Genomic DNA, 22,719 nt, shown 5'->3' on the forward strand with positions numbered 1-22,719 from the left:
ACCGCGAATTCACGAATTAAAAAACACTCTTGTGAGTAAAATAATATCACTAAATTTAATGAATTTCAATGGAATTTTAATTTGTGAAATTATTTTTAGGTTTAAAAATGACATTCGTGAATTCGTGGCAAATAATTATTCGTGGCAAACCCAAACAGAAGTTAAAAATTATTAGTAAAACAATGATAAAAAGTATCGATATTAATTGTGATGTAGGAGAAGGAGTTGGAAATGAGCATTTATTAATTCCTTTCATTTCATCTTGCAATATTGCTTGTGGAGGCCATTTTGGTGATACAAATTCTATTGATGAAACTATAAAATTAGCGATAGAAAATAACGTAAAAATTGGTGCACATCCATCTTTTCCTGATACAGAAAATTTTGGTAGAAAGTTGCTGCAAATTTCTGATGATGAATTGAAAAAAAGCATTCAAAATCAATTGGATTTATTTTTAGAAAGATTGTCTTTTTTTGATGGAAAACTACATCATATAAAACCTCATGGAGCTTTGTATAACACAATTGCTGTGGATGAAAAACTCGCAGATTTATTTATAGAATCGATTCGAAATTATTTGAAAGATGCGTTTTTATATGTTCCTTATAACTCTGTTATTGAAAAAGTTGCTTTAAAAAATAACATCAAAATTAAATATGAAGCTTTTGCTGATCGAAATTATAATAATGATTTATCGTTAGTTTCTAGAACGCATAAAAATGCTTTGTTAGTAGATGAAACAGCCGTTTTAAATCATGTTTTATATATGATTAGAAACAATCAAGTAAAAACAATTTCAGGTTCCGAAAAAAAGATAAAAGTAGATACTTTTTGTGTTCATGGAGATACTAAGAATGCAGTTGAAATTGTAAAATATGTATATCAAAATTTAGAAAAAGAAGGTTTTAAAATTGAATAAAAAACCAACATATAAACAATTTGGAGAAAAGGCGATTCTTGTAGAATGGCAAGCTATTATTGATGATGAAATTCTAAATGATATTTTACTATTTGTAGAAAAAATTAAAGCTAATAAAAAAATAAATTATATCGATTTAATTCAAGGTTATAACTCACTGACAATTATTTATAAGAAATTTATTGAAAATTTTTGTGAAGAAGTTGCACTTTTAAAATCGGTTTATTCATCAACTTTAAAAATAGCAAAACAAGATTATTTTTTATGGGAAATTCCTGTTTGTTACGATTTAGAATTTGGAATTGACTTACAAGATCTGTCAAAAAAATCAAGTTTAGAAATTGATGAAATTATAAAAAACCATTCTGAAACTATCTACAAAGTTTTCTTCGTTGGTTTTTTACCAGGATTTTTATATTTAGGAGGTTTAAATGAGCAATTGTTTTTTGATAGAAAACCAAATCCGAGATTGCATGTAGCAAAAGGTTCAGTGGCAATAGGAGGCAAGCAAACAGGTGTGTATCCACAAAATTCTGCTGGTGGTTGGAATGTTATTGGTAAAACTCCGATTAACTTTTTTGATGTTAATACACCAAATCCTTGTTTTGCAAAAGCTGGCGATTTTATAAAATTCAACCCTATTTCTTTGGATGAGTTTTATCAACTTGAAAAAGAAATAAAAGAAGAAAAATATCAACTTATAAAAACTTTACAACATGCTTAAAGTTTTAAAAGCTGGTTTTTTTACAACAATTCAAGATAAAGGTAGAGTTGGTTTTGCGAATCTTGGAGTTCCTGTTTCTGGTGTTATGGATGCATATTCTGCTGATTTGGCAAATAGTATTTTAAATAATTATCTACAAGCTGCAGTTTTAGAAATCACTTTAGGAAGCTGTAAACTTCAGTTTTTAAAAAGTACCATAATTTGTATTTCTGGTGGAGATTTCTCGCCAATGATTAATGAGAAACCTATTGTATTAAATTCAAGAATTCAAGTTTTTGAAAATGACATTCTATCTTTTGGAAAGGTAAACTTTGGCGTTCGTTGTTATGTAGCTGTAAAAGGTGGTTTCTTATCGGATTTAAAACTACAAAGTAGCAGTTTTTATCAAAATATAACTCAAAAAAGTATTGTTGAAAAAGGAGATGTACTATCTTTTAAAGAGCATAAAGAACCTTTTTCATCAACTAAATCTTTAATAAAAATAGATCAAAATCATTTTAATACTATAAGGTTAGATTGTTTTAAAGGACCAGAATTTGAAATGTTAAACGAACATCAGCAAGAAAAATTAACGACTGAGATTTTTACAATCTCTAATGATAATAATAGAATGGGTGTAAGGTTGAATGAACTTTTCATCAATAATTTGCCTCAAATCTTAACTTCAGCAGTTTTGCCAGGAACTGTTCAACTAACTCAATCAGGAAAATTAATTATTTTAATGAGAGATTGCCAAGTAACAGGTGGTTATCCAAGAGTTTTACAACTTACTGAGTTTTCAATTAGTAGATTGGCGCAAAAATCTACAAATCAAAAAATTAGCTTTAATGCGATTTGAGTTAAAATTTGTTTTTTTTGAGTTAAGTATCACTTTAGTTATGCTGTATATTTGTAGTATCTTTCAAGAAAAGAGATAGAAATTAAATTTAACCATTAAAAACAATATAAAATGAGTAGTTTATCAAATTTATTATTAGGAGGAGCAATAGGAGGAATTTTAGGAATTTTATATGCACCAGATAAAGGTGAAAATACTAGAAAAAAATTAAGAGAAGAGGCTTTAATTGCTAAAGACAAAGCAATGGAAACAGCTTCAGAATTAAAAGATCAAATTTCATCTACTTATAGCACTCAAAAAGAGAGTTTAGAAACGCAATTAGAAAGTGTAATGTCTAACGTTAGTTATAAAGCAGATGACGTAATTTCTACTTTAGAGAAAAAATTACATGATTTAAAAGAAAAAAACAAGAATTTACAGAAAAATAAAGGTGCAGATTTAAAAAATGAACCTTTTACACAAACTGTATAATTTATGAGTTTCTACGATTCTATAAACAAGTCTTCTGATAGTGCAACCGATATTGGTAAAAAGTACGTAAAAGATTCTATAAGTTATGCAAAACTCAAAACCTTTTTAATAACTACATCTTCTATAAGTACAGTTACTAAATTGGTTTTAATTGGAGGTTTGTTAACGATAGGTATTCTTTTTATGTCAGTAGCCTTGGCTATTGAATTAGGAGATTATTTCGAAAGTATTACTTTAGGTCTTTTGTCAGTTGGTGGTATTTATGTTTTACTTGGGCTAATTACGTTTTTAGTGAGAAAAACTATTGATAAAAAGATAATTAAAAGTTTGTCAGTTAAATTTTTCAAAAATAAAAATATATGAGAGCATACGAAAGTTTTGAACAAATTGAAGCCGATTTAAAAAGATTAAGCTTAGAAAAACAAATAGGTTTAGAGGAATTAAAATTAGTGAAAAGTGATTTTCAAGATAGTTTAAAGCCCTTAAGCATACTTGCTAGCGTGGCAAAATTTGCAAGTAAATATGGTGTTTTAGTACTATTGAAAAAAATGTTTAAATAAAATAAAACAACTTAAAAATTAAGATTACGTAAAAATAATATTATAATAGTTGGTTGATTGGAAGCCTTGGTGTTCTTAAAACATCAAGGCTTTTTTATGCGACTATTCTAAGTTTTTTTTTAAATTGATTTGGAGTGATATTATATTTTTCTTTAAAAATTTTAGAGAAATAACTTCTACTACTAAAACCAATACTATACACAATTTGAGAGATGTTTAAATCTGTATTTTTAAGCATATCTCTAGCAGATTCTAAACGAACATGCCTTATATATTCTGTAACAGTTCTGTTATATAAAAATTTAAAACCTTCTTGTAATTTTGCCTGTGTTAAGCCAGATTTAAAGGAAAGTTGATCTAAGGAATATTCTTTTGCAGGTGTTTTTAAAATAGCATTTGCAACTTTCCTAACAATTTTTAACTCGCTTTTATTCATAGATTCAGGCAAATTATCGCCTTCTAAAAGTCTGTTATGTTGCTGAATATGCATGGATAAAATTTCGTAAATTTTTGCTTCAATCTTTAAGATTCTAAGCATTCCTTTCGCTTTAATTTTATGAAGTTTGTTAATTAAATCTGCCATTCTAAGATTCATAATTCCATAATTGGCAAACCTATTGTCATGATCTGTATCTACAAAAACTTCGTATAATTTTTTATTTAAGGTAGATACGTTTGTGGTTCGTTTCTTTAAAAATTGTTTTCTAACAATTTCAATAACATTAATTTCTAATTTTTCGTTTTTAGGAAAAATAATTTCATTAAAACCATCAGTTTTATTGGTAAAGATTAAGGATTGAAATTGGTTTACCTCTTTTTCTTTTTCATGAATACCAAATTTATGTTTAATGTTCCCTACAGTTGGGTAAATAAAACGAATAGGATTAAATTGATCATTTGCTTTAATGTGTAAAGTGATTTCTTTATGAAATTTAATATCAAAATCAAGCAAATTTACACCCCAATCAAAAGGAATAAAACGAATACTACCAATACCATTTTCGTTATTTATCTTTAAAACAAATTCGCTCCATCTTTCTGTAGTTTCTCCACCAATTGCATCTTGCAGTTGTTCTATAAAATCTTTTGGGCTGTCAGCAATAATCTCAATATGTATCATACAATTTACAATGTTAAATAATTACTAGTAGTAGCTATAGCAAGTTTTGTAAAGGTAGTTAAAATAGGAAAAAGTCTTAAATAGAATAACAATTAATTGAATTGAGTTCATTTACATTGTAGTTTACGATTATTTTTATACACGGTTTACGAATTTTTTTTTAGCGTTTTTAAATTTTTAAATCAAATTATATAAGCATATTTAAAGATAAAAGCCATTCTATAAAATGATAAAAATTACAGATACCATAACAGTTAAAGATGTTTTAACAAAACCAGAAGCATGTATAGATTATTTTAATCTTGTATATGTAAACGATTATGATTTAACTATTAAAAGAGTTAAAAAAGGTGATAAATTCAAGTATAAAAAAGAAAATATTCTTATTTCTGATGAAAATATATTAAAAAGAATTAATCAATTAGTAGTACCACCAATGTGGAAAAATGTAAGAATTTCTGATTTAGAAAACGGACATCTACAAGCAATTGGCAGAGATGCAAAAGGTAGAAAGCAATATAAATATCATTTAAATTGGAATGCTATCAGAAATAAAACCAAGTTTTTTAAAATGGTAGATTTTGGAAAAAACCTACCTAAAATTAGAAAACAAGTAGACATCGATTTAAAACAAAAAGAGTGGACTTTAAACAAGGTGTTAGCACTTATTGTAAAATTATTAGAAGAAACTCATATAAGAATTGGCAACCAACAATATGCAAAAAGAAATAAAACATATGGCTTAACAACGTTAAGAAGTAGACATATTACAAAGGATGAAAATAAAATTCGTTTTGAATTTGTAGGTAAAAAAGGGAAAGAACATAAAGTTACTCTTAAAAATAAAAAACTGGTAAAACTTGTAAATCAATGTCAGGAAATTCCTGGTTGGAATTTGTTTCAATATTATGATGTTGATGGAGTAAAAAGAAAAGTAGATAGCAGTTTAGTAAACGATTATCTACATGATATTTGTGGAGAATTATTTACAGCAAAAGATTTTAGAACTTGGTCTGCATCCTTTATTTGTTTTAATAAATTACTTGATTTTGGTATTGAAGAGGATGAAACTAAAAACAAAAAAAATGTAATTTCAGCAATAGATGAAGCAGCAAAAGGTTTAGGAAACACAAGAAATGTTTCTAGAAAATATTATATACATCCAGAAATTATAGATACTTACAAATCTGGATCCATAAAAAAGTATTTTGATACAACATTGCAGAATAAAAAGGAAGATAAATATTTTTCAGCATCAGAAAAAAGCATGTTGTCATTATTTGAGAATTATAAGCCAGAAATGATGCTAAAAAACATTGAAATGAGTTAAAGAACAAATGTTCTGCATCAATTAGAAACCTACTATCTAAATATCTTTGTAGTGTAAGAATTAGTTATGAAAAAAAGAGATGTAATGCGTTTAACATCTAAATAAAAAAACGAACGCTCACTAAAAAAGAAAAAATTATGAATACATACTCAGAACAAGTAGGAAAGAAATTAAATGATTTATTAGAAAAAACGTACGATGCTGAAAAAGGTTTTAAAAAAGCAGCAGAAAATGTAGAAAACGTAGCTTTAAAAAATTACTTTAACACAAAAGCTGAAGAAAGATATAGTTTTGGACATGAATTAAAAACAGAAATTAGAGCATTTAATCAAGAAATTGATAAAGGTGGAAGTATTACTGGATCTGCACACAGAGCTTGGATGGATATTAAGGGTTTTTTGTCTTTAGATAGCGAAGAATCTATGTTAGAAGAAGCTATTAGAGGAGAAAAAGCGGCAGTTGAAGAGTATCAAGAAATTATAAATGATACAAGTTTGCCATCTTCTACAAGAGATATTTTAGTCTCTCAAAAAAATAAAATTGAAAATGGCTTACAAAACATTAAGTCTTTAGAGAATATTCACTAAAGATTTTAGTTTGGTTGATTGGTAGAGGTTGTCTGAAGAGGCAACCTCTTTTTTTTGAATTAAAATGAATTTGTTTGAGTTAAAACGAATTTCAAAAGAGTTAAACCGAAGGCTGTTAGTCCTTTATCTTTGTATAAGAAGAAATAGTTACCAAACTATTTTATATACTAACCTTAAAATAAATAATTATGTTACGTTGGACAATCATATTTGTAATAATCGCATTAATAGCTGGAGTTTTAGGATTCGGAGGAATTGCAGGAGCAGCAGCAGGTATTGCTAAAATTGTATTTTTTATATTTATAGTTTTATTTGTAATCTCTTTAATTACAGGAAGAAGAAAAGTATAAAAATAATAACAAATAAAAAAAACTACCTAAATTTTTATTTAGGTAGTTTTTTTATGCAATAAAGTGATGTTCTTTAGCAATTTGTATAGCTTCTTCACTGGAGTCAACAATAAAAAACGGAACTTCTGTATAATTTTCAATTAGGTTTTTAATTCGTAAAATTCTTCTTTCACTTTTAACGCTTCTTAAAAAAATAGCTTTTATTCTCTCTGGATGATTTTTTACAATTTCCATATAAATATCAGCATCATGTTCTCCTGCATCACCAATTAATATTAAAGGTAAATTAGGGTATGTTTTTAAAATGTTGATGATTTCTTTTTGCTTTTGAGGTTTTTCAGCCTTGTTTTTATGCATCATATTTTTTAAAGTTCTTAATAAAATAGCGCCTTTTGGAAAGCTATTTTTCTTTAAAAAATATTCTAAATATCTGTATAAATTCCAAGGACTATGGCTTACATAAAAAATTGGATTGGCATTTTTACCTGATTTTCCCAAATGCAACAAACTATAAAAATCAGACGAACCTTTTAACGCTTTTCTCTTAAATGGCGCTCTAAAAAATGTGTTTATTAATAATTTCCATTTCAATTTTGAGATAACACCTGTGTGTAAAATAGTGTCATCAATATCGCTTGCAACACCAAACTCTGCAGTTTGTTTTGGAATTAAAAGTTCTCCAGGAAATTTATTTTTAAGGTTTATTTTTCTACCCACATGTTCGTTTGTGAAAGAAACAGTAAAATGCAACCAACCTTCGCTGTTTGCTAAATCACTTAAACCTTCAATTTTTTCATCAACCACAAAATAACCATTTTCATCTGTTTTTGTTGTAATTGTAAAGTTGTTAGGAAAGGTAATTGTTAACGACGTGTTTTTAATTTCATCACTTTCAAAACGTTTCCAAGTATTTATAAGCAATCTAAAAAAATTATTACTTTCTAAGTTGATGTTTTCATCTTCTAAAGCTCTTCCTCTTGCATAAAAATGGTTGTTAGTTCCATAACTTTGGAACACTATAATTTGCAAAGGATCGTTTGTGAAAATTGACATTCTTTTTATTTTAAATGTAAATATAAAGCATAAAAAAATCACATAAAAATGTGATTTTTGAAATTTTATTATGAATTTAATTTTTTTCTAAACTTAATTTTTAAGGTTGATGAATATATGTATGCAATACTATTCAACTGTTTTAAAGAACCTCAAAAGATAAAGAATAATCAACTTATGTATTAATGTTTTTAAAACGATTTAAAAGTTTAGATTTTTATATAAATTAAGGATTTGTAGACCATAAAGAGGCACTTTTAAGCATTGCTCTTCTTGGTAGTTTTAATCCAGCTACTATTAATTCTGCAAAATCTTCAGGTTGTAAAACACTTTCTTGAGAATCTTTATCAGCAATACCTAAATCAACAGACATGTCAGAAGCAATGGTGCTTGGTGTTAATGTGCACACTCTAATATTGTTTTTTCGAACCTCTTTCATTAAAGATTCAGACATTCCAATAACTGCAAATTTTGATGCTGAATAGGCAGAAGTACTCGCATTTCCACTTAATCCAGCTGTAGATGAAACATTAATAATTTCACCTTCATTTTGATTTATTAAGTAAGGTAAAACTTCTTTAGTCACATAATACATACCCATAACATTGGTTTGAATTATTTGACTCCATTTTTCAACTTTCATTTCATTTAGAGTACCAAAAGCTGCAATTCCTGCATTATTTACTAAAATATCGACAGAACCCAGTTCATTTACAATGCTTTTAATACTGTTTTTAACAGCTTCATAATCACCTACATCAAATACTGAATAGATAGCTTTTACTCCAAACGCTTCTAGTTCAGCAACTGTTTCTTTTAGCACAGCTTCATTTCTACCTGTTATAGCAATGTCAATTCCTTCTTTTGCAAAAGCAATAGCAGTTGCTTTTCCAAGTCCTCTTCCTCCTCCAGTAATGATTGCTTTTTTATTTTTCAATTTTGTCATATTATTTTTTATAATTAGTTTTATTTAAATGTCTAGCCCTGAATTATGGCTACAGCTCAAAATTAAACTAATCTGATAATTTATTTACCTTATTTGATGTTTTATAATCTTATTTAATTGTTAAATCGTTGTTTGATATTTATACTAAAAATAATGAAGTTTTAATTTAGATTTTAATGAAATGTTCTAAATTATATTTATTTTGTATGGATGTTGTTGCCAGTTTTTTTATCTGATTATAAATTTTATATTCAAAAATTAGGAAACTTGAGATTTCAAAAAATAAATCGACGATGTAATTGTTAAATGTCATAACCGTTCACAACGTCAATCAGGTCGTTTTTTAACCATTCAGAATACTTGTCATCTAACATTTCAATCTCGGATTCTACAGCATTTTCAAGTTCTTGCCCTGTTTTTCCTTTTTGCAATTCTAATATTTCAATTTGTCTTTTTAGTATTGAATCTAATTTGTAGCTATTCATAAGAGAATCAGCTTTTAATTCTAATAGAAAAGTAGCTATGTCAATTTTAAATTCAGGATTATTTAATGAGTTTTTTATATCGTCAAAGTTCATAGTGTTGAGTGATTTTAAATTGTTGGCAACGTTTTTGTATCTGGTTTGTTGCGTGGTTTAACCACCTAATTTAGCAAATAAAACATAGATATAAAAAGTCCAAGAGGACTTTTGTAAGTAGGCTAGAACCAGCAATTAATTTTATACGGCTTAAGTTTTTTTTATAATTCAATTATTTTAACATCATCTTCTTCCCAAAATCTCAATTCCATTGGGTATTCTTTAGGTGTTTTTATTAGTTCCTCGACATAATTAATAAATTTCTCTCCTTTGAAATCATCATACTCTTCTAATTCAATCATATCTTGTAAATCTGAAAGAAATTCTTCTCTACAATAGAAATATGCAGTATTCACGATATCATTTAACAAACCTAAAGGTGAACCTTCATATGTCGTTAATATTGATACATATGACCATATTTTTGAATCAAATCTTACTAATACAGCTTGCATTAAAGAAGATAAAAAAAGCATAGTTAAATCTTCACTTTTCAAGAATAGCGTTGAATAATAACTCCAAATAATTGGATTAAGAGCATCAATTTTAATTAACTCATCAAGTTTATCTGAATTGTGCAGTTGTTTCTTATCAATATTTTTTAAAATTCCTAATAGTTTCTTTGGATTTCTTTTTTGAGCCTTTGTTTCTATAATCTCAATCAATGCTTTACAGATTGTAAACTTTAAAGAAAATTCGTATTTGTCGTGTTTTTGATAAGCGTTTTTAACTAAAAAATCATCAAAATAATTTAAAGCTTTTTCATAATTTCCCGAATAGAATTCTGCGTCACCAATTGTCGCTAAAAGAAAAACATTTTCAGGTTCTAATACATTTGCTTTTTTATAGAGTTTTGCACTTAATCTGAAAAAATCTAGTTCAAATAAAATCCCTCCTAATTCACGACAGAAATATCCTTTTTTCAAGTAATTATTTTCTGTTTTATAAGCTTTATTGTAGTAATGTAATGCTTTATCATACAGTTTTATACCTCTATAATATCCTCCGAAATTATAATAAGAAGTAGCTAATGAAGTATAATTTTCTAATTCTAAACCAATATCTATTATTTGGTTAAAATATGATTCAACTCTCTCTTTAGAAATAACATTTCTACTTGATAGGAATATAATAGTTTGGATTATTGTAGCCGATATTGAATTGCCAGATTTAAAGACGTGTTCAACTACTTCTTTTGTAAAATGATTACCACTTTCACTTGCTATTAATTTTGGCATTAAATAGTCCAACATTCCAGGATGATTGATTACTTCATGCAGAAGTTCGTGGTCATTTATGAATTTGAATAACTCAACATCTTTGTCTGTTTGAAATACTATAAGTATTAAGCAACTTTTAAAGGCTTTAAATATTAGTTCCTCATTGTCTAGGTCTCCTTTTTTATACCCAATTGAACCTCCAAAAGAACCAGAAAGGTTTAAAACAATTCGGTTTTCTAATAAGTTTATTTCAATATTAGCCAAGTTTCTATCTCTTGTGATTTCAATTAATGCAATATTTTTTGAAATTTTTGAGGATAATTTTCTAACAGTTTTATCAGGTGCATTGATGTTATTTAAAAAACCTTTAATTGGAAAAGAAAATGAATTATTGCTAAATCTAATTTTACTTTTTAGAAATGAAATTATTTGACAAGTTGAGTCTTTAGACCATAAATGATAATCTTGAAACTCAATGTTAAAACTTTTCTTTTCAGAACTAGAAGAAAGGTAAGCGTGACGCTTAATCCAATCAAAATAAAAAGTTCTACTATTTGAATTATATCTAAAAAGAGCTACTGGTAAATCATAAGATGCTAGTTGTCTTATTTTAGCAATAGGCATTCTTATAGATTTATGGTCTTTTAACTTCTCACTATCTGTCGCTTTTAATTGAACCCAAAATACTATACCTGTATATTCTCCTTTAGAAGTGAAAATTTCAATCTCTAGATCAATTCCATAATCTTTAGGTTTTTCTCGAATAACCCATTCATTCGGAAGTGTTCTTTTAAGTTCAAATAAACTCTCTTCTTCTAGTATGTGTGTCCGACTTCTCAATATTTTTTATCTGATAAATGTTAATTATTGTTACTATGCTTAAATTGTTTACAGCTCGTTATATAATAACTTTTATTACGCATATCCTGTAAAATTAACATGATATGATACTATATATATTACTGTTATTCTGTAAATATAACAATTTTATAAATCAATGAACTATTTTAAACGTACTCTAAAAACCAAAAAAAACCTATTAAGTTATCAGCTTAATAGGTTATCATTTTTAAAAAGTAAAACTTACTATTTCAAAGTAACTACTTTTGTTTTTGCAGCTAATGTGTTGTCCACTTTTTTAACAGCAACTTTAATTTCTTTTTTAGTTTCATCTGTTTTGGCAGTTTCTGCATCTGCATGTCCACCTAAAATTGGTGCAATTACCAAACCAATTAAACAAGTAAGTTTAATTAAAATATTCATAGATGGGCCAGAAGTATCTTTAAAAGGATCTCCAACAGTATCTCCAGTTACAGCAGCTTTATGCGCTTCAGAACCTTTATACGTCATTACTCCATCAATCTCTACACCAGCTTCGAAAGATTTTTTTGCATTGTCCCAAGCTCCACCAGCATTATTTTGGAAAATAGCCCAAAGAACTCCAGATACAGTAACACCAGCCATATAACCACCTAACATTTCTGCAATTGCTAAATGATCCATTCCAAAAATCATTGGAACAAAAGCAATTATTAAAGGAAAACCAATGGTTAATAAGCCAGGTAACATCATTTCTTTTAAAGAAGCTTCCGTAGAAATTGCGACACATTTGTCATATTCAGGTTTCCCTGTTCCTTCCATAATTCCAGGAATATCTCTAAATTGTCTTCTAACCTCTTGTACCATTTCCATGGCTGCTTTTCCAACAGCGTTCATTGCTAAAGCAGAAAATACAACAGGAACCATTCCACCAACAAAAAGCATTGCTAAAACTGGCGCTTTAAAAATGTTAATTCCGTCAATACCTGTAAAAGTAACATAAGCAGCAAAAAGTGCTAAGGATGTTAATGCTGCAGAAGCAATTGCAAAACCTTTACCAGTTGCAGCAGTTGTGTTTCCAACAGCATCTAAAATATCTGTACGTTCTCTAACAATTGGTTCTTGTTCGCTCATTTCTGCAATACCACCTGCGTTATCTGCAATAGGTCCAAAAGCATCAATTGCTAACTGCATAGCAGTTGTAGCCATCATTGCAGAAGCTGCTAAAGCAACTCCATAAAAACCTGCAAAAGCATAAGAAGCCCAAATTGCCCCAGCAAATAATAATACTGATGGAAAAGTAGAAATCATACCAGTTGCTAAACCAGCAATAATGTTGGTTCCTGCTCCAGTTGATGATTGTTGAACTATTTTTAAAATTGGAGATTTCCCTAAACCTGTATAATATTCAGTTACAGAAGAAATTACTGCTCCAACTACTAAACCTACTAAAGTTGCATAAAATACTCTCATTGAAGAGATTTCTTGTAAACCTTCTCCAAAGAATTCCATTTGCATGGTTTCTGGCAACATCCAAGTTACTAAGCCAAGACAAGCTCCTGCAACTAAAATAATAGAAGTCCAGTTTCCTTTATTTAAAGCGCTCATTACTTGATTTTCTTTAGCACTATTATCGCTAATTTTTACTAGTAAAGTTCCAATAATAGAAATAATGATTCCAACTCCAGCAATAGACATTGGTAATAAAATAGGACCAATTCCGCCAAAAGCATCATCAATAGCACCTCCCATATCTTTAATAATATAGTTTCCTAAAACCATGGCAGCCAAAACTGTGGCAACATAAGAACCAAATAAATCTGCTCCCATTCCTGCAACATCACCTACATTATCACCCACATTATCTGCAATTGTAGCAGGATTTCTTGGGTCATCTTCAGGAATACCAGCCTCTACTTTACCCACTAAATCTGCACCAACATCTGCTGCTTTTGTGTAGATTCCTCCACCAACTCTAGCAAATAAAGCAATAGATTCTGCTCCTAAAGAAAAACCAGCTAAGGTTTCAAGAACAATCGTCATTTTATCAACAGAAAAAACACCTTCTGCACCATCCATAAAGTAGTTGTAAAATATAATAAAAAATATTGTTAACCCTAAAACAGCCAAACCAGCAACTCCAAGACCCATTACAGTTCCACCTCCAAAAGATACTTTTAAAGCATTTGGTAAACTTGTTTTGGCAGCTTGTGTAGTTCTAACATTGGTTTTTGTGGCAATTTTCATTCCTATATTTCCTGCGAAAGCAGAAAAAACAGCTCCAAAAATAAAAGCGATTACAATTAGCCAGTGAGTTGTTGGTACTATAAAAGATACAGCTGCTAAAGCAACACTTACGATTATCACAAAAATGGCAAGTAGTTTATATTCAGCACTTAAAAATGCGAGTGCACCTTCGTAAATATAATCTGAAATTTCTTTCATTTTACCATCTCCTGCATCTTGTTTCATTACCCAAGATTTCTTAACCCACATATAGATTAAGCCTAAAACTGCCATTACAATTGGCATGTAAATCATCATTGATTCCATAAATATTATTAATTTGATTAGTTTAAAACGGATGCTAAAGTATGAAAATCAGAATAAAAAAAAACCTCTTAAAAGGTTTAATTTTAAGAGGTTGATAAAATAGTGCTGTAAATTTTATTATATCTTGAATTTATCAGTCTTTTTATAATCACTTTCTTGGTATCTTTTTACAGACTCATGAAAAATATTAATAGCCTCTTCTGCATTTCCCCAACCACCAACATCAACTTTTTTCTTTTCTAAATCTTTGTAAACTTTAAAAAAGTGCTCAATTTCTTTTAATCTATGAGGATTTAAGTCAGAAATGTCATTGTTATTAGTCCAAATAGGGTCAGAAACAGGTACACAAATAATTTTTTCATCTGGGCCTTTTTCATCTGTCATGTGGAAAACTCCAATTGGTTTTACTTCGCTAACACACATTGGGAAAGTTGGTTCATGACCTAATACTAAAACATCTAAAGGATCATCATCTAAAGCTAAAGTTTCAGGAATAAAACCATAATCTCCAGGGTACATCATAGAAGAGAATAACATTCTATCAAAACGGATTTTGTGTAAATCAAAATCGTATTCGTATTTATTTCTACTTCCTTTAGGTATTTCTATTAAAACATCAAAAGTTATTACTTTTTTATCGCTCATAATTAATATTTATATTTTCTATAGTTTTGCAAAAATACTGAATTATTGAGTTTTTAAAAGAATATTTTACGCAAAGGTTTTCGACTTTTGTTAAATTTAGAAGAGAAAGTTGCTTAAAACATAAAATCCTCTTTGAAATGAATCAAAAAGGATTTTTATATGAAAATAAAAAAAGGATTTTTAGCTTTTAATATACATCACTTCTTTTACTGCTTTTACAACATCGCTTGCATTAGGAATCCACTTCTCAAATAAAACAGGAGAATATGGAGCAGGAGTATCTGCAGTATTTATTCTTTTAATTGGTGCATCTAAATAATCGAATGCTTCTTCTTGAATTCTATAGGTAATTTCTGTTGAAACATTTCCAAAAGGCCAAGCTTCTTCTAAAATTACTAATCTATTTGTTTTCTTTACTGATTTTAAGATGGCATCATGATCCATAGGTCTTACCGTTCTTAAATCGATAATTTCTATAGAAATACCTTCTTTTTCTAATTCTTCAGCAGCTTTGTAAGCTTCTTTTATAATTTTTCCAAAAGATACTACAGTAACGTCTGTACCTTCTCTTTTAATGTCTGCAACTCCAATAGGTATAATGTATTCTCCTTCAGGAATTTCCATTTTATCACCATACATTTGCTCAGATTCCATAAAAATAACTGGATCATCATCTCTAATTGCAGCTTTTAACAAACCTTTTGCATCATAAGGATTTGATGGTACAATTACTTTTAAACCTGGTGTGTTTGCAAACCAGTTTTCAAAAGCTTGTGAGTGTGTTGCACCTAATTGACCTGCAGAAGCTGTTGGACCTCTAAAAACAATTGGGCAATTGAATTGACCACCAGACATTTGTCTAATCTTTGCAGCGTTATTTATAATTTGATCAATACCAACTAAAGAGAAGTTAAAGGTCATATACTCTACAATTGGTCTGTTGCCATTCATAGCAGAACCAATAGCAATCCCTGCAAAACCTAATTCAGCAATAGGAGTATCAATAACTCTTTTTTCGCCAAATTCATCTAGCATTCCTTTGCTGGCTTTGTAAGCTCCATTATATTCTGCAACTTCTTCACCCATTAAATAAATGCTTTCGTCTCTACGCATTTCTTCGCTCATTGCTTCGCAAATTGCTTCTCTGAATTGAACTGTTTTCATTGAATTTAAATTATTATTTATTTAAGTTGGACAAAAGTAATGAAATTATGAATAAAAAAGGGGTACTTTTATTGCAAATTAAATGACTTTTGCTTGTTATGAATGAATTATCTTTTTTTAAATATAAACATAAAGTTTTTTTTATTGTCTACTTATTTATAAACTCACTATTTGTATTAAAATATAGTACAAAGTATTATTTTATGCCAGTTGCATTAGTCTTTATACTTTATTTTGGTTTAACTTTTGGTGGTTTTTTTCTCATTTACAAAAAATATAGATTCATAAATAACTTAAAAAATTATAATTTTCTAATTTTGAGTTTTATGATCTTCTGTGTATTTTGTATCATAAATTTTTATATTGATGGTACAACATTAAATACAGATAGGTGGTCTGCAATGCATGTAACAATAGAAAGTATCTTAAATGGAAAATATCCTTACGCTGAATTAGATCACTTGGGGCAAACATCTTCTAATTTGCCTGGTTTATTTTTTATTGGTTTGCCTTTTTATTTAATGGGTAATGTTGGCTTGTTGCAGCCCTTCATTTTTCTTATTTTAATGTTATTTGTTTTTTATTTAAAAATAGAAAAAAGCAATAAAATAGCTCTTCTTTTTTTTCTAGTATCATCTCCAGCTTATCTTTTTGAAATAATAGGAAAGAGTGATTTAATGAGTAATATATTTTTAGTGCTTTTATTTATATCATTATGGTCATCAAATTTTAAAAATAATATTTTTAAAAAAAGCATTTTGTTAGCATTTTTTACTGCGCTTTTTGTTTTAACTAGAGGAATTGTAGTAATACCTTTAACATTATTTTTGTTTTCTAAATTTTATATTTTAAATCTAAAATCTAAAACAAAATTTATTTTTTGGTTATTGGTATTTTTATTATTAATAGCTTCTATTGTATTAATTGATTTGCCAAGTTATGTTACTATAAAAGAACATAATCCGTTTAATCATCAAACAGCATTTGCTCCAAAACCTTTAATTATAGCATCTTTATTAATTCCTTTTTTATTCTCATTTAGGGTTAAAGAAAGTGTTGATGTATTTCGGTTTTCATTCTATATAATTTCGGTCTTGATTATTGTAACATTTATTTTAAATTGGATGGAAGAAGGGTTTTATAATAATTTACATGGTAACTTATTTGATATAACATACTTAGGGATGATAATCCCTATCATCTTCTTTTATTACTCTGAAAAATTTAAGATGGAATAGTTTTATAAGTTTGATAATTTTTTCTGTAAATAATTTCTCAATCGTTTTCGCAAATTGTTAAATAAATAAAAAATACTATGCGTGCATAGTATTTTTTTAAAAAAAGGTGTAACTTTGTAATCAATAAAGCTTAAAAAACAGAATTATGAAAATATTGGTTTGTATTAGTCACGTTCCTGATACCACTTCAAAAATTAATTTTACCGAAAACGATACAAAGTTTGATACGAATGGAGTACAGTTTGTAATAAATCCTTATGATGAATTTAGCCTTACAAGAGCTATGTGGTTTAAGGAAAAACAAGGAGCAACTGTAACTGTTGTAAATGTTGGAAATGCATCAACAGAGCCTACTTTACGTAAAGCTTTAGCGATTGGAGCAGATGATGCAATTCGTGTAAATATGGAAGCAGTAGATGGCTTGTCTGTTGCAAAACAATTAGCAGAAGTTGTAAAAAACGGAGGGTATGATTTAGTGTTGGCTGGAAGAGAATCTATCGATTATAATGGAGCTATGGTTCCTGGAATGTTATCTTCTTTAATAGATTTTAACTTTGTAAATGGTTGTATAGATTTAGAGGTTGATGGAACTTCTGTAACAGCTATTAGAGAAATTGATGGTGGAAACGAAACGTTAAGTACATCTTTACCTTTAGTTATTGGAGGTCAAAAAGGAATTGTAGAAGAAAAAGATTTACGTATTCCTAACATGCGTGGAATTATGATGGCTCGTAAAAAACCTTTAAATGTGGTTGAACCTGTTGCTGCAGAAAATGCAACATCAATAACATCTTTTGAAAAACCAGCACCAAAAGGAACCGTTAAATTAATAGATGCAGATAATGTAGATGAGTTAATTGACTTATTACATAATGAAGCGAAAGTAATATAAAAAGGTGTAAATGTTTAAGCGTTTAATTGTGTAACTGTTTAGTTACAACTTAACAATTTCACGATTAAAGTTTTCAATAAAATAAAAATAATGTAAAATTGTTTGAAAGTGTAATTGTGCAAACAGTTCAACAATTAAACAGTTTAACAATTAAACAATATAAAATATGTCAGTTTTAGTTTTTGCAGATTCCACAGAAGGAAAATTTAAGAAAAGTGCTTTTGAAGTAGTTTCTTACGGAAAAAAAGTAGCAGAACAATTAGGAAGTAACGTAGTTGTTGTAACCATAGATGCAAATAGTACAGAAGAATTATATACGTATGGAGCAGAAAAAGTTGTTTCCGTAAAAAATGATTCTTTATCAATTTTTAATGCAAAAGAATATGCTTCAGTATTAAAACAAGTTGCAGATGCAGAAGGTTCATCAGTGATCGTTTTAGGTTCTAGTATAGATGTTTTACATGTTGCACCATTATTAGCGGTTGCTTTAGATGCTGGTTACGCATCCAATGTTGTAGCTTTACCAAGTTCAACGAGTCCTTTTACAGTAAAAAGAAAAGCTTTCTCGAACAAAGGATTTAGTAATACTGTAATTTCTACGGATAAAAAAATAATTGGAGTTGCTAAAAATTCTTATGGAGTTCATGAGAATGCAGTTTCTGGAACAACAGAAACTTTTGAAGCTTCGATTGCAGAATCTGGAGTAAAATCAGAAAAAATAGATAAAGTTACAGGGCAAGTAACCATTGCAGATGCAGAAATTGTAGTTTCTGCAGGTAGAGGTTTAAAAGGACCAGAAAATTGGGGAATGATTGAAGAGTTGGCAGACGTTTTAGGTGCTGCAACTGCTTGTTCTAAACCAGTTTCAGATTTAGGTTGGAGACCTCATGGAGAGCATGTTGGTCAAACAGGAAAACCTGTTGCCTCTAATTTATATATTGCTATCGGAATTTCTGGAGCAATCCAGCATTTAGCAGGTATTAATGCAAGTAAAGTAAAAGTAGTTATTAACACAGACCCAGAAGCGCCTTTCTTTAAGGCTGCAGATTATGGTATTGTAGGTGATGCTTTTGAAGTTGTACCAAAATTAATAGAGAAGCTAAAAGCATTTAAACAAGCTTAATTCAAATTCAAATATAGTTTTTAAACGAAAACCTATTGGTGGTATAACTAATAGGTTTTTTTCTTTTTGATAAAAACTGATAAAATAAAGGTTTTCAATCTATTATTTTTATTAAATTGTGCCTTCTAAAAAAGTATAGTATAAGATGCTTTTTTATATTTTGTAGAATGATATATGAGTTTAATAAAACTAACCATTAAAGGGATTTCATACAGTCAAACTCAAAGTGGTGCCTATGCACTGGTTTTGAGTGAAATTGAAGGAACAAGAACTTTACCTATTATTATTGGAGCTTTTGAAGCACAATCTATTGCGATTGCATTAGAGGCAGAAATTAGACCTCCAAGACCATTAACACACGATTTATTCAAAACATTTTCGGATACTTTTGATATTAATATTAAGGAAGTAATTATCCATAAATTAGTAGATGGTGTTTTCTTTTCTAGCTTGATTTGCGAAAGAGAAGGAGTAGAAGAGGTTTTAGATACTAGAACTTCAGATGCTATTGCAATTGCAGTTCGTTTTAATGCACCTATCTATACTTATGAAAATATTTTAGATAAAGCTGGAATTTATTTAAAGGTCGAAGAAGAAATGGCTTTAGAAAATAAATTTGATTCTAAAGAACTTTCATCAGATATAGAAAAAACACCTCAAAAAGATACAAGTAATTTTTCTAGTCTTCCATTAAAAGAATTACACAAACAGTTAAATGATGCAGTAGATAATGAAAATTATGAAGTAGCTGCAAAAATAAGAGACGAAATAAGTAAGCGTTCTTAAAATTATACTTTTTAAATTATGAAAAAAATACTTGTTGTCATTTTTTGTTTTTTATCATTTTCAATTTTTTCTCAGACTACAGATACAGTTGTAACTGAAATTATACCAAGTCAAGGCTTTTCTTTTAATAGTTTGTGGAGAGGAGTTTTAGGAATGTTCGCTTTATTAGTGATTGCTTTTCTTTTTAGCAACAACAAAAAAGCAATTGATTGGAAAAAAGTAGGAATTGGTTTAGCTCTGCAATTAATTATTGCAATTGGTGTTTTAAAAGTAACTTTTATTCAAAAAATATTTGAATTTATTGGTGGAATTTTTATCGAAATTTTAGAATATACCAAAGCAGGAAGTGAATTTTTATTTGCAGGGATGGTTGGAGATATGAATAAATTCGGCTATATTTTTGCTTTTCAAGTATTGCCAACAATCATTTTCTTTTCTGCATTAACATCGTTATTATTTTATTTAGGAATCATTCAAAAAATAGTAAAACTATTAGCGATTGTTTTGTCGAAATTTCTAGGAATTTCTGGAATGGAAAGTTTGTCTGTTGCAGGTAACATTTTTCTGGGTCAAACTGAAGCACCCTTATTGATAAAAGCTTATTTAGAGAAAATGAATAAGTCTGAAATGCTGTTGGTAATGATTGGTGGAATGGCTACAGTTGCAGGAGCAGTTTTAGCAGCTTACATTGGTTTTTTAGGTGGTGGAGATAAAGAATTAGAATTGGTATTTGCCAAACATTTGTTGGCAGCATCAGTAATGGCAGCTCCTGGAGCTATTGTGATTTCTAAAATGTTGTATCCACAAACAGAAGAAGTGAATACAGATGTAACAGTTTCTCAAGAAAAAATAGGTTCAAATGTTTTAGATGCAATTGCAAACGGAACTACTGAAGGGTTACGTTTAGCTGTAAATGTAGGAGCGATGTTGTTAGTTTTTGTAGCAGTAATTGCTATGATCAATGGAATTTTAGGTTGGGTAGGAGATATTACAACTTTAAATGTTTGGATGGCTGCAAATACTCCTTACGAAGCATTTTCTTTAGAAGCAATTCTTGGCTATATTTTTGCGCCATTAATGTGGTTAATAGGTGTAGCAGTAGAAGATATGGCTTTAATGGGACAGTTATTAGGAATAAAATTAGCAGCAAGTGAATTTGTGGGTTATATTCAATTAGCAGAATTAAAAAACATAGCAAGCGCAACACATTTAACATTTAACAAATCAATTATTATGGCGACTTATATGTTATGTGGTTTTGCAAATTTTGCATCAATTGGTATTCAAATTGGTGGAATTGGTTCTTTAGCTCCAGGTCAGCGTAAAACGTTGTCAGAATTTGGAATGAAAGCTCTTTTAGGAGGAACCATTGCTTCTTTAATGTCTGCAACAATTGCTGGGATGATTATTGGTTAAAAAGATGTTTTTGTTGATTCGTTAAGTTGTCTAAACGTTTTAACAATTACTCAAATAAATAATTAAACGCTTACACAATCAGAATGAAACAATATCACGATTTAGTAAAACACGTTTTAGAAAACGGAAATGAAAAAGGAGATAGAACAGGAACAGGTACAAAAAGTGTTTTTGGATATCAAATGCGTTTTGATTTAAGTGAAGGTTTCCCAATGGTAACTACTAAAAAGTTACATTTAAAATCTATAATTTATGAACTACTTTGGTTTATAAAAGGAGATACAAACATCAACTATTTACAAGAAAATGGTGTGAAAATCTGGAATTCTTGGGCAGATGAAAAAGGTGATTTAGGACCTGTTTATGGTCATCAATGGAGAAATTGGAACAGTGATGAAGTAGATCAATTAAAAGAAGTTATTGAAACACTAAAAAATAATCCTAACTCTAGAAGAATGTTGGTTTCTGCTTGGAATCCATCAGTTTTGCCAGATACTTCTGTATCTTTTTCAGAAAATGTTGCCAATGGGAAAGCAGCATTACCTCCTTGTCACGCATTTTTTCAATTTTACGTTTCTGATGGAAAATTATCGTGTCAATTATATCAAAGAAGTGCAGATATATTTTTAGGAGTTCCTTTTAATATTGCTTCTTATGCATTATTTACAATGATGATTGCACAGGTTTGTGGTTATGAAGTTGGTGAGTTTATCCATACTTTTGGTGATGCTCATATTTATAATAATCACGTAGATCAGTTGGAGTTACAATTGTCTAGAGACATCAGACCTTTACCAACAATGAAAATAAATGCATCCATAAAAGATATAGAAGATTTTACTTTTGATGATTTTGAATTGTTAGATTACAATCCTCATCCTCATATAAAAGGAGCTGTTGCAGTTTAAATTTTAGGGAGAATCTCAATAGATATTTGTAGAAGAAGTATCACATTTAAAAAAGATTAATTTGTACTACCTATTTTCCTTTTATCATATTTAAAATATAAATATACAAGTGGAAAATTTAGTGCTTATTTTAAAAATTATTTATGGGTGTTTTTTCTGTTTTGCAGGAATAATGCACATCATAAAACCTAATTTTTTTAAGAATTTTATTCCTAATTTTTTTCCTAAATTATTTGTAAACTATTTTATTGGGTTTATAGAGTTCTTTTTGGGTGTAGGGCTATTTTTCGATAAATACATAGAGTTTTCTGCTATTAGTATTATAATCTTACTTATATTGTTGTTACCAATTCATATATGGGATGTTACAAAGAAAAGACCAGCAATTGGCTCTAAAAAAATAGCTATTGTTAGAATCCCTTTTCAGTTTCTACTCATTTATGGGATTTACTTTATTTATATAAACTCCTAAATTATT

The 22,719-nt window shown here is 28.8% G+C and carries 24 protein-coding genes; 16 read left to right on the forward strand and 8 right to left on the reverse strand.

All coding sequences use genetic code 11. The features are described from left to right. Positions 1 to 182: 182 nt before the first annotated feature. The 6 genes from pxpA (at position 183) to LPB03_RS14930 (ending at position 3,513) form a co-directional block, all read left to right on the forward strand. The gene (gene pxpA / locus LPB03_RS14905) at positions 183 to 920 is read left to right on the forward strand and encodes a 5-oxoprolinase subunit PxpA (RefSeq protein ID WP_065320533.1); all 738 of its coding nucleotides are present in this window, start codon (positions 183 to 185) and stop codon (positions 918 to 920) included. Continuing rightward, complete coding sequence (gene pxpB, locus LPB03_RS14910) at positions 913 to 1,644, forward strand: 5-oxoprolinase subunit PxpB (RefSeq protein WP_065320328.1); 732 nt, start codon at positions 913 to 915, stop codon at positions 1,642 to 1,644. The genes pxpA and pxpB overlap by 8 nt, the downstream gene beginning before the upstream one ends. Further along, positions 1,637 to 2,482, forward strand: coding sequence for a 5-oxoprolinase subunit C family protein (locus LPB03_RS14915; protein ID WP_065320327.1), 846 nt, complete (start codon positions 1,637 to 1,639; stop codon positions 2,480 to 2,482). Before pxpB ends, LPB03_RS14915 begins: the two co-directional genes overlap by 8 nt. A 111-nt stretch (positions 2,483 to 2,593) precedes the next feature. Next, positions 2,594 to 2,953: a YtxH domain-containing protein gene (locus LPB03_RS14920; protein ID WP_065320326.1), complete on the forward strand. Its 360-nt coding sequence runs from the start codon at positions 2,594 to 2,596 to the stop codon at positions 2,951 to 2,953. A gap of 3 nt (positions 2,954 to 2,956) precedes the next feature. Beyond that, positions 2,957 to 3,316 (forward strand): hypothetical protein, encoded by a 360-nt coding sequence (locus tag LPB03_RS14925; protein WP_065320325.1) that lies wholly within the window; start codon positions 2,957 to 2,959, stop codon positions 3,314 to 3,316. Continuing rightward, positions 3,313 to 3,513: a hypothetical protein gene (locus LPB03_RS14930; protein WP_065320324.1), complete on the forward strand. Its 201-nt coding sequence runs from the start codon at positions 3,313 to 3,315 to the stop codon at positions 3,511 to 3,513. Before LPB03_RS14925 ends, LPB03_RS14930 begins: the two co-directional genes overlap by 4 nt. A gap of 94 nt (positions 3,514 to 3,607) precedes the next feature. On the opposite strand, the gene LPB03_RS14935 is transcribed toward LPB03_RS14930, so the two are convergent. Continuing rightward, a complete protein-coding gene (locus LPB03_RS14935; protein ID WP_065320323.1) occupies positions 3,608 to 4,633 on the reverse strand; it encodes a helix-turn-helix transcriptional regulator in 1,026 nt (341 codons plus the stop codon). A 226-nt stretch (positions 4,634 to 4,859) separates the two neighbouring features. Between LPB03_RS14935 and LPB03_RS14940 the strand changes: the two genes are divergently transcribed. The 3 genes from LPB03_RS14940 to LPB03_RS14950 all read left to right on the forward strand — a co-directional run bounded on the left by LPB03_RS14940 (position 4,860) and on the right by LPB03_RS14950 (position 6,900). Continuing rightward, positions 4,860 to 5,963 (forward strand): DNA topoisomerase IB, encoded by a 1,104-nt coding sequence (locus LPB03_RS14940; protein ID WP_065320322.1) that lies wholly within the window; start codon positions 4,860 to 4,862, stop codon positions 5,961 to 5,963. A 137-nt stretch (positions 5,964 to 6,100) separates the two neighbouring features. After that, positions 6,101 to 6,550 carry a ferritin-like domain-containing protein gene (locus LPB03_RS14945; RefSeq protein WP_065320321.1) on the forward strand — a complete coding sequence of 150 codons (450 nt, stop codon included), beginning with the start codon at positions 6,101 to 6,103 and terminating at the stop codon, positions 6,548 to 6,550. 188 nt (positions 6,551 to 6,738) lie between these two features. Continuing rightward, a complete protein-coding gene (locus LPB03_RS14950; protein WP_026775348.1) occupies positions 6,739 to 6,900 on the forward strand; it encodes a DUF1328 domain-containing protein in 162 nt (53 codons plus the stop codon). Positions 6,901 to 6,951: 51 nt separating this feature from the next. Here the strand turns inward: LPB03_RS14950 and LPB03_RS14955 are convergent, their stop codons facing one another. From LPB03_RS14955 to LPB03_RS14985, 7 genes are all read right to left on the reverse strand, one after another. Further along, positions 6,952 to 7,953 carry an App1 family protein phosphatidate phosphatase gene (locus LPB03_RS14955; protein WP_065320320.1) on the reverse strand — a complete coding sequence of 334 codons (1,002 nt, stop codon included), beginning with the start codon at positions 7,951 to 7,953 and terminating at the stop codon, positions 6,952 to 6,954. A 226-nt stretch (positions 7,954 to 8,179) separates the two neighbouring features. Further along, complete coding sequence (locus tag LPB03_RS14960) at positions 8,180 to 8,899, reverse strand: 3-ketoacyl-ACP reductase (protein ID WP_065320319.1); 720 nt, start codon at positions 8,897 to 8,899, stop codon at positions 8,180 to 8,182. Between the two features lie 302 nt (positions 8,900 to 9,201). Further along, the gene (locus LPB03_RS14965) at positions 9,202 to 9,477 is read right to left on the reverse strand and encodes a hypothetical protein (RefSeq protein ID WP_065320318.1); all 276 of its coding nucleotides are present in this window, start codon (positions 9,475 to 9,477) and stop codon (positions 9,202 to 9,204) included. 161 nt (positions 9,478 to 9,638) lie between these two features. Further along, complete coding sequence (locus LPB03_RS14970) at positions 9,639 to 11,537, reverse strand: DUF4365 domain-containing protein (RefSeq protein WP_065320317.1); 1,899 nt, start codon at positions 11,535 to 11,537, stop codon at positions 9,639 to 9,641. Between the two features lie 246 nt (positions 11,538 to 11,783). Beyond that, on the reverse strand, positions 11,784 to 14,069 hold the full coding sequence (locus LPB03_RS14975; protein ID WP_065320316.1) for a sodium-translocating pyrophosphatase: 2,286 nt from the start codon (positions 14,067 to 14,069) through the stop codon (positions 11,784 to 11,786). A gap of 117 nt (positions 14,070 to 14,186) precedes the next feature. Then, positions 14,187 to 14,714, reverse strand: coding sequence for an inorganic diphosphatase (locus LPB03_RS14980; protein WP_065320315.1), 528 nt, complete (start codon positions 14,712 to 14,714; stop codon positions 14,187 to 14,189). A gap of 180 nt (positions 14,715 to 14,894) precedes the next feature. Then, positions 14,895 to 15,878: a pyruvate dehydrogenase complex E1 component subunit beta gene (locus LPB03_RS14985; protein WP_026775343.1), complete on the reverse strand. Its 984-nt coding sequence runs from the start codon at positions 15,876 to 15,878 to the stop codon at positions 14,895 to 14,897. A 326-nt stretch (positions 15,879 to 16,204) separates the two neighbouring features. On the opposite strand from LPB03_RS14985, the gene LPB03_RS14990 reads away from it, so the two are divergent. The 7 genes from LPB03_RS14990 (at position 16,205) to LPB03_RS17015 (ending at position 22,713) form a co-directional block, all read left to right on the forward strand. Further along, a complete protein-coding gene (locus tag LPB03_RS14990; protein ID WP_139059001.1) occupies positions 16,205 to 17,116 on the forward strand; it encodes a bacteriocin-associated integral membrane family protein in 912 nt (303 codons plus the stop codon). 145 nt (positions 17,117 to 17,261) lie between these two features. Next, positions 17,262 to 18,008 carry an electron transfer flavoprotein subunit beta/FixA family protein gene (locus LPB03_RS14995; protein WP_065320313.1) on the forward strand — a complete coding sequence of 249 codons (747 nt, stop codon included), beginning with the start codon at positions 17,262 to 17,264 and terminating at the stop codon, positions 18,006 to 18,008. Between the two features lie 166 nt (positions 18,009 to 18,174). Beyond that, the gene (locus LPB03_RS15000) at positions 18,175 to 19,131 is read left to right on the forward strand and encodes an electron transfer flavoprotein subunit alpha/FixB family protein (protein ID WP_065320312.1); all 957 of its coding nucleotides are present in this window, start codon (positions 18,175 to 18,177) and stop codon (positions 19,129 to 19,131) included. 174 nt (positions 19,132 to 19,305) lie between these two features. Next, complete coding sequence (locus tag LPB03_RS15005; RefSeq protein WP_065320311.1) at positions 19,306 to 19,917, forward strand: bifunctional nuclease family protein; 612 nt, start codon at positions 19,306 to 19,308, stop codon at positions 19,915 to 19,917. Positions 19,918 to 19,935: 18 nt separating this feature from the next. Further along, positions 19,936 to 21,333 carry a NupC/NupG family nucleoside CNT transporter gene (locus LPB03_RS15010; protein WP_065320310.1) on the forward strand — a complete coding sequence of 466 codons (1,398 nt, stop codon included), beginning with the start codon at positions 19,936 to 19,938 and terminating at the stop codon, positions 21,331 to 21,333. Between the two features lie 83 nt (positions 21,334 to 21,416). Then, complete coding sequence (locus tag LPB03_RS15015) at positions 21,417 to 22,241, forward strand: thymidylate synthase (protein ID WP_065320309.1); 825 nt, start codon at positions 21,417 to 21,419, stop codon at positions 22,239 to 22,241. A gap of 121 nt (positions 22,242 to 22,362) precedes the next feature. Continuing rightward, the gene (locus LPB03_RS17015) at positions 22,363 to 22,713 is read left to right on the forward strand and encodes a DoxX-related protein (RefSeq protein WP_496559461.1); all 351 of its coding nucleotides are present in this window, start codon (positions 22,363 to 22,365) and stop codon (positions 22,711 to 22,713) included. Positions 22,714 to 22,719 lie beyond the last annotated feature (6 nt).

The organism is Polaribacter vadi (assembly GCF_001761365.1).
Taxonomy (GTDB): domain Bacteria; phylum Bacteroidota; class Bacteroidia; order Flavobacteriales; family Flavobacteriaceae; genus Polaribacter; species Polaribacter vadi.

Excerpts from the sequence above, each read along its gene's own strand:
- pxpA (WP_065320533.1), top strand. The coding sequence starts at position 183 with ATGATAAAAAGTATCGATATTAATTGTGATGTAGGAGAAGGAGTTGGA.
- LPB03_RS14915 (WP_065320327.1), top strand. The coding sequence starts at position 1,637 with ATGCTTAAAGTTTTAAAAGCTGGTTTTTTTACAACAATTCAAGATAAA.
- LPB03_RS14920 (WP_065320326.1), top strand. The coding sequence starts at position 2,594 with ATGAGTAGTTTATCAAATTTATTATTAGGAGGAGCAATAGGAGGAATT.
- LPB03_RS14925 (WP_065320325.1), top strand. The coding sequence starts at position 2,957 with ATGAGTTTCTACGATTCTATAAACAAGTCTTCTGATAGTGCAACCGAT.
- LPB03_RS14930 (WP_065320324.1), top strand. The coding sequence starts at position 3,313 with ATGAGAGCATACGAAAGTTTTGAACAAATTGAAGCCGATTTAAAAAGA.
- LPB03_RS14935 (WP_065320323.1), bottom strand. The coding sequence starts at position 4,633 with ATGATACATATTGAGATTATTGCTGACAGCCCAAAAGATTTTATAGAA.
- LPB03_RS14940 (WP_065320322.1), top strand. The coding sequence starts at position 4,860 with ATGATAAAAATTACAGATACCATAACAGTTAAAGATGTTTTAACAAAA.
- LPB03_RS14945 (WP_065320321.1), top strand. The coding sequence starts at position 6,101 with ATGAATACATACTCAGAACAAGTAGGAAAGAAATTAAATGATTTATTA.
- LPB03_RS14950 (WP_026775348.1), top strand. The coding sequence starts at position 6,739 with ATGTTACGTTGGACAATCATATTTGTAATAATCGCATTAATAGCTGGA.
- LPB03_RS14955 (WP_065320320.1), bottom strand. The coding sequence starts at position 7,953 with ATGTCAATTTTCACAAACGATCCTTTGCAAATTATAGTGTTCCAAAGT.
- LPB03_RS14960 (WP_065320319.1), bottom strand. The coding sequence starts at position 8,899 with ATGACAAAATTGAAAAATAAAAAAGCAATCATTACTGGAGGAGGAAGA.
- LPB03_RS14965 (WP_065320318.1), bottom strand. The coding sequence starts at position 9,477 with ATGAACTTTGACGATATAAAAAACTCATTAAATAATCCTGAATTTAAA.
- LPB03_RS14975 (WP_065320316.1), bottom strand. The coding sequence starts at position 14,069 with ATGGAATCAATGATGATTTACATGCCAATTGTAATGGCAGTTTTAGGC.
- LPB03_RS14980 (WP_065320315.1), bottom strand. The coding sequence starts at position 14,714 with ATGAGCGATAAAAAAGTAATAACTTTTGATGTTTTAATAGAAATACCT.
- LPB03_RS14985 (WP_026775343.1), bottom strand. The coding sequence starts at position 15,878 with ATGAAAACAGTTCAATTCAGAGAAGCAATTTGCGAAGCAATGAGCGAA.
- LPB03_RS14990 (WP_139059001.1), top strand. The coding sequence starts at position 16,205 with ATGATCTTCTGTGTATTTTGTATCATAAATTTTTATATTGATGGTACA.
- LPB03_RS14995 (WP_065320313.1), top strand. The coding sequence starts at position 17,262 with ATGAAAATATTGGTTTGTATTAGTCACGTTCCTGATACCACTTCAAAA.
- LPB03_RS15000 (WP_065320312.1), top strand. The coding sequence starts at position 18,175 with ATGTCAGTTTTAGTTTTTGCAGATTCCACAGAAGGAAAATTTAAGAAA.
- LPB03_RS15005 (WP_065320311.1), top strand. The coding sequence starts at position 19,306 with ATGAGTTTAATAAAACTAACCATTAAAGGGATTTCATACAGTCAAACT.
- LPB03_RS15010 (WP_065320310.1), top strand. The coding sequence starts at position 19,936 with ATGAAAAAAATACTTGTTGTCATTTTTTGTTTTTTATCATTTTCAATT.
- LPB03_RS15015 (WP_065320309.1), top strand. The coding sequence starts at position 21,417 with ATGAAACAATATCACGATTTAGTAAAACACGTTTTAGAAAACGGAAAT.